The organism is Breznakia sp. PFB1-19 (assembly GCF_029893935.1).
GTDB lineage: Bacteria > Bacillota_I > Bacilli_A > Erysipelotrichales > Erysipelotrichaceae > Breznakia > Breznakia blatticola.
In genome coordinates this window covers 1-12,348 of sequence record NZ_JARXXJ010000038.1, presented here as the reverse complement: position 1 = coordinate 12,348, position 12,348 = coordinate 1, and the positions used below count along the sequence as shown (strand labels likewise).

The window sequence follows — 12,348 nt, the reverse complement described above, 5'->3', positions numbered from 1 at the left end:
TCAAAACAAAGTAAAAGCCTGATTACTAATGTGTAACCAAGCTATATAGAATTCTTTATTTATTTCGCCTGTCTACTTGACAGGGGGTACATCAATATGGGAGTGTTATTATGATTTTCAAAAACTCCATGAGCTTTAAAGCTAAAATAAATCAAATTTCATATAGAAATGGAATGACCACGCAATCAGCTTAACAGAATTCTTTAGACATCCATTTCTGTAGTTCGATATATATTGAAAATGCTGTGGTAATGTCGAAGGAAGGAAAGTAATGTTAGAAATTATGATAAATAGAGATAGTGTGTGTTTAACTGATGATATGAGTGAGCATACGTTAATCTGTCAAATGGATGATGATGCAACTTATATAGATTTGTTTGTGAAAATAAAAGAACTAGATTATTTTCCGAATGTCTCTGGTAATAACGTTGTTTGGGTACTGCAATCTAAAGCGTATAATTGCATATTTTCATATTTTTCTTTTACTGATAAATTTTCTCCAGGTTTGTCAGAAAAGAATCTTATTAATTTGTGCAAAAAATATAATCACCTTCATTTCAAATTCTTTTCATCTCCTAGTAAGTGGAAAGCATATATTATGCAAATGTATAATGACAATACATATCAAATATGGAAGGATGGATGGGTGGAAGAAATAAAGTATTGTGATTATTTAGAAGGATTCTAATACAAAGTCACTAGTAGTTATATCAAAAATGATTAACGGACATATTCTTAGATACTTATCTCTTTTGACCAATCAACTGAATGATATATATAACTAACTTTACTATAAAAAAGAACTTCAAGCAGTATGAATCTACTTGGAGTTTTTGTATGATATTTAGTAAATATAAAATCAATGGTATAATACATAAGAATGAAATATAGAGGATGATTCATGAAGCATGCAACACAGTTTGGAAAAGAAAAACAAGTTGATCAAAAACTGATTCAACATGAGATAAAAGATGCCATACGTTTGAATAAATATATTAGTAGTTCTGGATATTGTTCACGTAGAGAAGCGGATAAATTAATAGAACAAGGACTTGTAAAAATTGATGGAATTACTGCAACAATGGGAAGTAAAGTACAAAATTCACAACAAGTTACAGTTAAAGAAACTATCATACAACCAACTAGTAAACTTGTTTATATCGCTTTACATAAACCAAAAGGAATCACATGTACAACAGATAAAAAAGATGCAACGAATATCGTTGATTATATGAATTATGAAACACCAATTTTTCCAATTGGCAGGTTGGATAAGGATACAACCGGTTTGATTTTATTAACCAATGATGGAGATATTGTAAATAAAATTTTACGTTCAGAACATGCACATGAAAAAGAGTATATTGTACAAGTGAATCGTAAAATAAAGAAGGATTTTTTAGACAAAATGGCAAGTGGAGTTACGATTTATAATGCAGTTACGAATGCACATCAAACAACAAAACCTGCTAAAGTAAAACAGCTGAGTACACATACATTTTCACTAATTATTAGTGAAGGGATGAATCGACAGATTCGCCGTATGTGTACAGCTCTTGGATATCATGTCGATGCTTTACAACGTGTACGCATTATGAATATTAAACTTGCCAATTTACCAGAAGGTATGTGGAGATATCTTAGTGAAGATGAACTAAATATCATGAATCAACAATTACAAAAATAAAGCCACAAAAGGCTTTTTTTCAAATGAAAGGAGAATTATGGAATATACAATTGATCAATTACAAGAAGCAAAGAAGCAATTACTTTCTTTGATTCATAAAACAAGTGAGGTTGTTAAAACCTTGGAAGCAAAGCAAGAAGAAAAACGTTATAAGTCACAAATTACCCTTGCTAAGCGTAGAGTTGAAGCATTTCAAATTTCTGTTGCTTTACTAGATGAGAAAATAAACGAGATGTAAGTTTTGTCACAAAGAAGCAATCTTGTTTTATTTGACTATATTTATAGGACATTTTTCGTATTTGTTGCTATGATATGTAAAATAAACAAGGAGATTATGAATGAATGTATTAGCAATTGATATAGGTGGAACCTTTGTAAAGTATGGTCTAGTTGATGACAATAATCAACTGGTTCATACATGGAAAAAAGAAACGAAAGCATGCAAAAGTGCAGATGAGTTTTATGATGATATTTGCAGTGGATTGGATTGTGAATATGATCTAGTAGGTATTAGTGCACCTGGTGTGCTAAGTGATGATGGAGTAGTAACAACTAAAGCGGGTGGTAATGCAATTATCATGTATCAAACCAATGTCACAAATGAGATTGAAAAGCGTCTACAAAAACCAGTAGCAACGATTAATGATGCAAAAGCAGCAGGGTACTGTGAATCGCAAATCGGAAATGGAAAAGGTGCAAAAAGTTCTGCATACTTCATTATTGGAACTGGCATTGGTGGTTGTCTATGTGATGATCGTGGTGTAATCACTGGCTTTGATGGTGCTGCAGGAGAGTTGTCTAACTTACCTGTTGGAATTAATGAGAAGACAAATGAAATTGAAGTGTTAGTTGAACACGCAGGTGTTCCAGGTTTAATTCAAAAGTATAATGCGCTTGCTAATGAAGATGTCAAATATGGAAAAGATGTGAGCGAACAGTTTATTGCAAAAAATCCATATGCAATCCAAGCAGTTGAGTGGTGGTGTGCAAACATCACACTGGGTTTACATGCAATAAATGTTGTGTATAATCCAGAGGTGATTTGTATTGGGGGAGGAATATCTGAAGCTTCATGGTTTTTAGATACACTACTTGATGTATACAACACCAAAGTATCCTTTCATTTCAAGTCAGCATTTCATCCAACAATAACAACGTGTAAATTTCACAATGATGCAAATTTACTAGGTGCAGCAATTTACACAAAAAATCAAAATATAGAAAAATAGTAAATCAAACCTTATATACTTTCTAGTCAATAAGATTCATGTATAAGGTTTTTATTTTGCAGTTAATAAAATGAATTTATAGTCTTTTTCGTTGCGTAAACAGTGAAAATCATCTATATTAAGATAGCGATATATAAGGAATGAAATTATGCAAATAGAAACATTTAAAAACTATCTTGATGCGCATAATCTTGATTATGAACAACAAGTTTCTTTAAAAGAATATACAACATTACATATTGGTGGAAATGCCACATTTTTTTGTGCACCTCGTTCAAAAGAGGAAGTAAAAATGCTGATTCAACAGGCAAAAACTTGTGATATTCCATATTTTATTTTAGGAAATGGAAGTAATGTATTGGTGAGTGATGATGGATATGATGGAATCATTATTTATTTGAAAAAGCATATGCATCAAATTTGGCATGAAAATCAAAAAGTATTTGCACAAGCAGGTGCAATGCTTTGGGATGTTTGTGAGTACGCATATAACCAAGTACTTACAGGTTTAGAGTTTGCCTATGGAATACCGGCAAGTGTTGGTGGTGCAACATTTATGAATGCGGGAGCCTATGGGGGAGAACTAAAAGATGTACTTGCAACATGTATCACGGTTGATGAAGATGGAAATTTTCATGAGTATACAAATGAAGAAATGGAATTTGCTTATCGCCACTCACGTTTGAGTGATACGTCTGAGATTGTTTTAGAGATTTCGATTCAATTAGAAACAGGAAAAGCAGATACAATACGTGCACGTATGGATGAGTTATGGGAAAAACGTCAAAGCAAGCAACCGTTAGATAAACCAAGTGCAGGTAGCACTTTTAAACGACCCGTTGGAGGATATGCTAGTGCATTGATTGATGAAGCTGGTTTAAAAGGCTTTGTATTAAAAAGAGCGATGGTGTCAGATAAACATGCAGGTTTTGTGGTCAATCATGATGGTGCGACGTATGAAGAGTTCATTGAACTAATTGAACACATTAAAAAAACAGTGAAAGAACATAGTGGAATATGTTTAGAAGAAGAAGTACGAATACTAAAATAGGAGTTTTATGAACGCAAAAGAGATGAATAATAGTTTATTAAAAACATATCGCAAAGATGTTTTTTCCAAATTCATGAAAGCAATACGTGATTACAAACTGATTGAAGAACATGATGTGATTGCAGTTTGTATTTCTGGTGGAAAAGATAGCATGATTATGGCAAAGTGCTTTCAACTTTTAGCTCGTTTTAGTGCGATACCTTTTGAAGTAAAATATGTAGTGATGGATCCAGGGTATTCACCAGCAAACAGAGAAATGATTGTTCATAATGCGAAACGTTTAGAAATTCCAATTGAAATTTTTGATTCAAAGATTTTTGAGTCTGTCGAACATATTGAGAAAAATCCATGTTACTTATGTGCAAGAATGCGTAGAGGCTATTTATATCGCTTTGCCAAAGAACTAGGATGCAATAAAATTGCATTGGGACATCATTATGATGATGTCATTGAAACAACTTTGATGAATCTGTTTTATGCAGGTGAAGTGCGTACCATGATGCCAAAATTACATGCAACAAACTTTAAAGGGATGCAATTGATACGTCCACTATATTTAGTTAGAGAAGATGATATTCTTGCATGGAAAGATTATGTAGGAATGGATTTTTTACAATGTGCGTGCAGGTTTACAGAAGATATTGAAAAAGCGGATCACGAGCATAGTAGTAAAAGAAAAGAAGTGAAACAACTGGTTAAAGAATTACATCAAAGTAACCCATACATTGAAAGTAATATCTTTCATAGTATGAGTAATGTAAATCTAGATAAAGTACTTGCATATTATGATGATGAACACGAGGTTTCATTCCTAGATACGTATAATGATAAATAGACTGTTAGCAATTTTGTTAGCAGTTTTTTTGTGTTCGTTTTAAATTTATAATAATGTATTCTTGACAATAGTGTGTGTCACACAGTATATTGTGATTGTGAGGTGAAACTATGAGTACAAAAGACTTACTTGCAAGTTATATTACCGAATTACGTAGGGGAAGTTTAATTATGGCAGTATTGGGATGTCTACATAAACCCCAATACGGATATGAATTATTGCAAACGTTGAAACAAAAAGGAATAGAGATTGAAGCAAATACACTGTATCCACTTCTAAGAAGACTCGACAAACAAGGAGTGTTACAAAATGAATGGGATACAAGTGAAAGTCGACCACGCAAATACTATGTGATCAGTAGTGAAGGAGAACGCTTGTTTCAAGAATTGGTCAACGAATGGAATTTGATGCAACAAAGTATGGAGGGAATTATTCATGAACAAGAAAAAAAATAATCGTATTGAACGATATGTGTATGATGTAGTACGACGTTTACCAGAAAGTGAACGCGAAGATGTGCGTAAAGAATTAGAAGCGAATATTTACGATATGTTGGCAGATGATGCAAGTGACGAAAATATTAAGGAAGTACTGTATAGTATGGGAAATCCTGCGAAACTAGCTGAAGAGTATCGACAAAAGCCCAAATATTTAATATCACCAGCAATCTATGAAGATTATATTCATGTTATGAAGATTGTGATTCCAGTTGTGGCAATTGCACTTGCAATCATTGGTGCAATTCAAGGAGTTTTCCAAGTGTTAGCTGTTGATCAACAAACATTAAGTGCAGCATTAGTTTTTAAAAAAGTTATTGGACATGCGATTGGATTAAGTACTTCTGCAGTTGTACAAGCATTAGTTTGGACAACCGTTGGATTTGTTATTTATGAAAGAACAAGTCTAAAAAAAGGTGAAGTGGATTGGAGTGTTGATGATTTACCTGAAGTTCCACAAGAGAAAACAAAGTCTATTCCATTAGCAGATATTATTGCAGAATTGATTATTGGTGTGATCTTTATTGTTGCTGTGATTTTGATTTTTGGTAATTACTTACCTTTCAAAGTCGCAATCTACGAAGATGGTTTACTTCAAACCGAAATATTTGCAAAATCATTTGTTAGTGTACTTGTACCCATGCTTGTAATTATGATGGCAATCTCAATGGTTGAATCTATTGTGAAGTTAATCTATCGCCATTGGAATATCAAAGTTTGTATCGTAAGTATCATAAGTCATGTAGTTGGACTATTTTCATGGCTATATATATTAGGACAACCTAAGATTTTTAGTAACACATTTTTTAGCTATGTTGCAAAACATGATATAGATCTTAATGCATTTATGCGTGTTGGAAATCGTGGGTTTGAAAATTCGATTATCCTAGTTTTCACAACAATTGCAATTATTGGTGCTTGTGCAGGTATTGCTATTGCAATTGGTAAAACATATATGTACTATCGCACAAAAAACAAGCAAATTGCATAAAGTTCTTGCCAGTTGGTTGTTTTTAAATGAGTAATATATTATAGTTGTTGTGCAAGGATGCAATACATAAGTAGTGGAGGATGAAGAAAATGAAAATTATCGTATGTAAAGATAGCAATGAAGTAGCAAAAAAAGCTTATGAAGTAATGAAAGATGTTGTTGTAAATAAACCAAATGCAGTTTTAGGATTAGCAACAGGTTCAAGTCCAATTGGATTATACAACGAAATGATCGCAGATTATAAAGCAGGAAATGTTTCTTATAAAGATGTAAGTTCATTTAACTTAGATGAATATGTTGGGATTCCAAAAGATCACCCAGAAAGTTACGAAACATTTATGCACAAACAATTGTTTGATCACATTGACATTAATCCAGCAAATACACACCTACCTTACGGTGATACACAAGCTGACTGTGATGCTTATGAAAAAGCAATGTCTGATGTTTCAGTAGATATCCAAGTATTAGGTATTGGACGTAACGGACACATTGGATTTAATGAACCAGGAACTTCATTTGATTCATTAACACACATTGTCGATTTACAAGAAAAAACAATTGAAGATAATGCACGTTTCTTTGATGGAAACATGGACTTAGTTCCTAAAAAAGCAATCACAATGGGTATTGCAACAATCATGAAAGCGAAAAAAATCTTACTTGTTGCGACAGGTGAAGGAAAAGCTGATGCAGTTGCTGCAATGAAAAATGGACCAATCACAGAAGATATGCCAGCTTCAATTTTACAAAAACACGATGACTGTGTCGTATTTGTTGATGAAGCAGCAGCAAGCAAATTATAAAATATGTTTAGGGAGGTTATAAAATACTTCCTTTTTTATTAACTTTTGTGGCATTACGTTCGCATGAAATAATGATAGGTGGTATAATACGAATATGGTAAAAGCAGTGGTTATGGATTTGGATGGTACATTGTTGACAAGTGATAAAATTGTATCAATTCCAACAAAAGAGAAATTGAATTGGCTTGCAGAGAAGAAAGGTGTCACTCTTGTATTGGCAAGTGGTAGAACCAAAAGTCGTATGAAAGATGCAGCTGAAGCAATTCAACTTGAACAACATAACGGGATGCTTATTGAATCCAATGGTGTAGCTTTATATAACTATAAAGACGATAGTCATAAGATTATTCGTAAAATGCACGATGAAGAACTTGCTGAAATTGTAAGAGCCCTGCAAAAATACCATTGTGAAATCCTCATTATGGGGGATGAAGATGTCTTTATTATGTTGCCTGAAGGTGTCAAAGAATCATACTATATTACACAAAATAGCAATATGGAAGGAATGCGTAATCGTGAGTTCTTCTTTATTGACTCAATTGATCAAGTTACACAAAAAGTAAATAAGATCTGTGTGTACAATCGTAGCGATAAAATTGAAGCTTTATTGGAAACATTAAAAGACGAAACATTTCAATATGACTATTGGATGGGTCGTGCTTCACCAGAGTGGCTAGAAATTATGCCAGATGGTGTAAGTAAAGGACATGCTTTACAAAAGTTGATGGAAATCAACAATTGGAATGAAGATGAAGTTGTTGTATTTGGCGATGGTGAAAATGATTTGTCAATGTTGAAAGTTGTAACATATTCAGTGGCAATGGACAATGCGATGGATATTGTAAAAGATGTCGCAAATTATACAACAGCGAGTAATGATAGCGATGGAATCGTAGAATTTTTCAATGATAAGGAGGAAGAATTATTATGAAAATTGTATCAGGTAGTGACTTTGAAAAAGAAATCGAACAAGGATTGGTATTAGTTGACTTTTATGCTGACTGGTGTGGACCATGTAAAATGCAAGCACCTGTATTAGAAGAAGTGCAAAACGAACTTCAAGATCAAGTAAAAATTATCAAATTGAATGTTGATAATGATCCAGCAATTGCGCAAAACTATAATGTTATGTCAATTCCAACATTAGTATTATTTAAAAATGGTACAGAGTTTGCGACAACTGTAGGTTTCCAGGCAAAACCTCAATTAATTGAATTCATTAATAAAGGAAAATAAAATATGAAAGTAATGAAAAGGATAGGTAAAATACTTATCGTTTTCTTGCTTCTTGTAGCATGCGTGTATGGAATTTATAAAGTTAGGGTTTCCACTTCTGGAAACCTTAATGTTTTAATTGTTGGGGTTGATGCAAGAGAAGGTGAGACTGTCTCACGATCGGACTCCTTGTTGCTTGCTCATGTAAATAAGGATCACAAAGTAGTGGATCTAATTTCCATTCCACGTGATTCATATGTATATATACCAGCAGTTGAACGTGAAGATAAAATAAATCATGCACATGCATATGCAGGAATAGAGGGAACTATCGAAACAGTAGAATTATTGTTCGATATAAAAATAGATAAATATGTAGAAGTGGATTTCACAAAGATGATTTCTTTAGTGGATACACTTGGTGGGATTGATTTGACACCAACCGCAACATTTTGCGAACAAGATGAAAACGATCAAGCAGATAGCTATTGTTTCACAGAAGGTGTTAAAGAACATATGGATGGTAAAAATGCACTAGCTTATGCTAGACATAGAAAAAGTGATAGTGATTTTGCAAGAGCTGGACGCCAACAAGAAGTGATTAAAGCTATGGTATCGACTGTGAAAAGTGCAGGTGTACCAAAGATGTTTAACTTTTATCAAGATGTCACAAAAATATCAGATACAGACTTTGGTTTGTGGGATATTACAGGATATGCAGATATGGCATTTCATGAATTTAGCTTAAATCAAGGTGTTGCTGAAGGTGTGGGTGGCTTATTTTACGAACCATATGCAGGACAAGAATCATGGCTTTTCTATATAGATGAAACATGGCTTGAACAAACAAAAGAAATGTTGCAGGAATAAGAGCTTGCAACTTTTTTATGTTTTTTATGTTTTTCGGTTTATAATAGAGTTAAATTAGAGGAATTAGACAATGAAAAATAAGAAAATGTTTTGGGTACTTGGATTTACCGTACTTATTGTTCTTTCGTTTACAGTAAGTCTTCATGCAGAAGTTGGAAACACTGGTGGTTTTGGCGGTGGTGGTTCTGGTGGATCTGGCGGTGGCTGGTCAGGTGGCGGAAGCTACAGCAGTGGCGGTGGCGGCGGTTCCAGTTTCTTTATGTTTCCATTCTTTGGTGGAGGGATTTGGCAAACAATCATCTTTCTGGTGATTATGTTCTTTATTTATCAAATGCGAAAAGGTAAAGTACAAGGAACATCATCACATCCATATCAAAGACAACAAACATATGTGGATGAAGCTAGTGCAATTGCGAAAGTACAAGCAATCGATTCCAATTTCTCAGCTGAGAAATTTAGAGGATGGGTTGGCGAATTATATGTAACTTTACAAGAAGCATGGGAAGCAAAAAACTGGCATACGGTTCGTCCATTTGAAAGTAATGCACTATTTAATATGCACAATAAACAAATGGAAGAATACATTGCAAAACAAATTACAAATAAGTTGGACAACCAAGAAGTACGTGATGTGAAAATCGCTGATTTTAGAGTCGATGGAGACCAAGAAGTTTTAACGGTTCAAGTACATGCATTTTGTACGGACTATACAGTTGATGATACGACAGGAAAAGTACTATCTGGAAATCCAAACCGCTTAGAAGAACGTTATTATCGCTTTGAATTTATTCGCAAAGCAGGCGTTAAAACAAAAGTAGAAGCAGATGGATTGGTACCGACGAACTGTCCAAATTGTGGAGCACCAACCAAAGTAACAAGTAGTGGAGAGTGTGAGTACTGTGGCTCTGTCATTACACGTGGTGATTACGGTTGGGTATTAAATGTCTTTAAAGCTTGGTAGATAGATATACATGTTTATAAAGAGGGAAGTTTATGAGAAATAAGGGAAAAAGAGTATTACTTAGTTTATTGATGGTCTTTAGTGTATGCATACTTGCAACTGCAAGTGTACATGCCGAAGTAGGAAACACTGGAGGCTTTGATGATGGTGGTGGAAGCGATTCTGGTGGTAGTGATTGGTCAAGCTGGGATAGTGATGATGATTATTCAAGCAGCGGTGGAGGTAGTGGAGAATTCACACCTTTTACAGCATTTGCGATTCTCTTCGGAGTTGGTGTATTTACAATTGTGATTATCAATAGTCGAAAACCAATTCCAGAAGCAACATCGAGTATAAATGAGGAACAGACCATTCAAGATATACAAGCAAGTGATCCAGAGTTTTCTGCTGATGAATTTAAAACATGGGTTGCAACACTATATATCACATTGCAAGAAGCCTGGGAGGCCAAAAATTGGCATACGGTTCGACCATTTGAGAGTAATGCACTATTCAATATGCACAATAAGCAAATGGAAGAATATATCGAAAAGAAAATTACGAATAAATTGGATGACCAAGATGTAAAAAGTGTCACACTTGCTAGTTATAGAATCGATGGAGATCATGAAGTACTCACCGTACAAGTACATGCATCATGTACAGATTACATGGTCGATGATCAAAGTGGAAACATTATTAGTGGAGATCCAAACAAAGTATTTGATCGAAAATACCGTTTTGAATTCATTCGTAAAATAGGAGTAAAAACAAGCGCAACTGCAGATGGCTTAGTTCCAAATCAATGTCCAAATTGTGGAGCACCTATAAAAGTAAATAGCAGCGGTGAATGTGAATATTGTAATTCTATAATTACTAAAGGTGATTATGGGTGGGTATTAAATGTCTTTAAAGCATGGTAAAGGAGAAACGACATGGGTTTAATTAAAGCAGCAATTGCAAGTGCTTCAAGTACACTTGCAGATCAGTGGTTAGAGTATTTCTACTGTGAGAGTTTAAGCAACAACGAATTAATGAAAAAAGGTGTGAAAGTTGTAAGCAAAGGAAGTAACACCAAAGCAAGTGAAAACATTATTAGTAATGGTACAGGTATTGCCATTAACGAAGGGCAAGGAGTAATCATTGTTGAAGATGGAAAAATTGTAGAATTTTGTATGGAACCGGGACGTTTCACTTGGGATTCTTCAAGTGAACCAAGTTTATTCTCTGGTGGATTTTCTGGCTTGATTGATTCATTTAAAACATTTGGAAAACGTTTTACAATGGGAGGAACACCAGGAAAAGATCAACGTGTATACTTCATCAATCTAAAAGAAATCTTTGATAACAAGTTTGGAACAGCTTCACCAATGGCATATAAAGATCCAACATATCGTGGAATTTATATTCGCTACTATGGACAATATACATTTAAGATTGAAGATCCAATCAAGTTTTATACAAATGTAGCAGGAAACGTTTCTAATACGTATACAAAAGATGAATTTGATGCACAAAGCAAAGCAGAATTTGTGAATGCATTAGACACAACAATCGCAAAACTAGCAGATGAAAATGTGCAATATAATGACATTCCAAAAAAACAAATGGAACTTGCTAAATACATGAATGATGCACTTGATGAAGAGTGGAATGATCGACGTGGAATTGTGATTTCATCAGTTGCAATTGAAAAGGTAACACCAGATGATGAAAGTCGTAAACGTATTGAAGATATCGATGATGCGATTATGTATAGTGATAAACGTGTAGCAGCTGGGCGTCTAGTAGATGCACAAGCTTCAGCGATGGAAAAAGCAGCAAGCAATGAAGCAGGTGCTATGCAAGGTTTCATGGGGTATGGAATGGCAAACCAAGCAGGAAACAATATTGCTGGAATGTTTGATGACAATGCAAAACCAGTAGCAGATCATCCTGCACCAAGTCAAAATGCAACATGGACATGTCCTGAAGACGGTATTCAAAATACAGGGAAATTCTGTGTTGAATGTGGAAATCCAAAACCAAGTGATGGGACATGGATTTGTCCAAATGATGGGACAAAAAATACAGGTAAGTTTTGCAGCGAATGCGGAAAACCGAAAGAATAGAATTATTGGAGGCAGTTAATGCTCAATGTCATTAAGTTAAGGATTGCACTAAACGTATAACCAGTTGAATAAAAATGGTTATACGTTTTCTTTTTCAGATATTCATAACGTTGTTG

At 34.1% G+C, this 12,348-nt stretch carries 15 protein-coding genes; all 15 read left to right on the top strand.

From position 1 onward, the window contains the following. The first annotated feature begins 271 nt into the window (after nt 1-271). The 15 genes from M2098_RS11130 (at nt 272) to M2098_RS11060 (ending at nt 12,232) form a co-directional block, all read left to right on the top strand. Nucleotides 272-688 (top strand): hypothetical protein, encoded by a 417-nt coding sequence (locus M2098_RS11130; RefSeq protein ID WP_280684461.1) that lies wholly within the window; start codon nt 272-274, stop codon nt 686-688. A 213-nt stretch (nt 689-901) separates the two neighbouring features. Further along, a complete protein-coding gene (locus tag M2098_RS11125; RefSeq protein ID WP_280684463.1) occupies nt 902-1,687 on the top strand; it encodes a pseudouridine synthase in 786 nt (261 codons plus the stop codon). A 37-nt stretch (nt 1,688-1,724) separates the two neighbouring features. Further along, nucleotides 1,725-1,925, top strand: coding sequence for a hypothetical protein (locus M2098_RS11120; protein WP_134167569.1), 201 nt, complete (start codon nt 1,725-1,727; stop codon nt 1,923-1,925). 100 nt (nt 1,926-2,025) lie between these two features. Next, complete coding sequence (locus M2098_RS11115) at nt 2,026-2,916, top strand: ROK family protein (RefSeq protein ID WP_280684466.1); 891 nt, start codon at nt 2,026-2,028, stop codon at nt 2,914-2,916. 148 nt (nt 2,917-3,064) lie between these two features. Continuing rightward, nucleotides 3,065-3,967 carry a UDP-N-acetylmuramate dehydrogenase gene (murB, locus tag M2098_RS11110; protein ID WP_280684468.1) on the top strand — a complete coding sequence of 301 codons (903 nt, stop codon included), beginning with the start codon at nt 3,065-3,067 and terminating at the stop codon, nt 3,965-3,967. 7 nt (nt 3,968-3,974) lie between these two features. Continuing rightward, nucleotides 3,975-4,802: an ATP-binding protein gene (locus M2098_RS11105; RefSeq protein ID WP_280684470.1), complete on the top strand. Its 828-nt coding sequence runs from the start codon at nt 3,975-3,977 to the stop codon at nt 4,800-4,802. Nucleotides 4,803-4,912: 110 nt separating this feature from the next. Beyond that, nucleotides 4,913-5,257, top strand: a complete 345-nt coding sequence (locus M2098_RS11100) for a PadR family transcriptional regulator (RefSeq protein WP_280684472.1) — start codon at nt 4,913-4,915, stop codon at nt 5,255-5,257. After that, nucleotides 5,238-6,290 (top strand): hypothetical protein, encoded by a 1,053-nt coding sequence (locus tag M2098_RS11095; RefSeq protein WP_280684474.1) that lies wholly within the window; start codon nt 5,238-5,240, stop codon nt 6,288-6,290. The genes M2098_RS11100 and M2098_RS11095 overlap by 20 nt, the downstream gene beginning before the upstream one ends. Nucleotides 6,291-6,379: 89 nt before the next feature. Beyond that, a complete protein-coding gene (nagB, locus tag M2098_RS11090; protein WP_134167593.1) occupies nt 6,380-7,096 on the top strand; it encodes a glucosamine-6-phosphate deaminase in 717 nt (238 codons plus the stop codon). Between the two features lie 94 nt (nt 7,097-7,190). Next, nucleotides 7,191-8,027, top strand: a complete 837-nt coding sequence (locus M2098_RS11085) for an HAD family hydrolase (protein ID WP_280684477.1) — start codon at nt 7,191-7,193, stop codon at nt 8,025-8,027. Continuing rightward, nucleotides 8,024-8,332 (top strand): thioredoxin, encoded by a 309-nt coding sequence (gene trxA, locus M2098_RS11080; RefSeq protein ID WP_280684479.1) that lies wholly within the window; start codon nt 8,024-8,026, stop codon nt 8,330-8,332. The genes M2098_RS11085 and trxA overlap by 4 nt, the downstream gene beginning before the upstream one ends. A 3-nt stretch (nt 8,333-8,335) precedes the next feature. Continuing rightward, a complete protein-coding gene (locus M2098_RS11075; RefSeq protein WP_280684481.1) occupies nt 8,336-9,181 on the top strand; it encodes an LCP family protein in 846 nt (281 codons plus the stop codon). A 70-nt stretch (nt 9,182-9,251) separates the two neighbouring features. Beyond that, complete coding sequence (locus M2098_RS11070; RefSeq protein ID WP_280684483.1) at nt 9,252-10,142, top strand: TIM44-like domain-containing protein; 891 nt, start codon at nt 9,252-9,254, stop codon at nt 10,140-10,142. A gap of 32 nt (nt 10,143-10,174) precedes the next feature. Further along, nucleotides 10,175-11,044: a TIM44-like domain-containing protein gene (locus M2098_RS11065; protein WP_280684485.1), complete on the top strand. Its 870-nt coding sequence runs from the start codon at nt 10,175-10,177 to the stop codon at nt 11,042-11,044. Nucleotides 11,045-11,056: 12 nt separating this feature from the next. Further along, nucleotides 11,057-12,232 carry an SPFH domain-containing protein gene (locus tag M2098_RS11060; RefSeq protein ID WP_280684487.1) on the top strand — a complete coding sequence of 392 codons (1,176 nt, stop codon included), beginning with the start codon at nt 11,057-11,059 and terminating at the stop codon, nt 12,230-12,232. Nucleotides 12,233-12,348 lie beyond the last annotated feature (116 nt).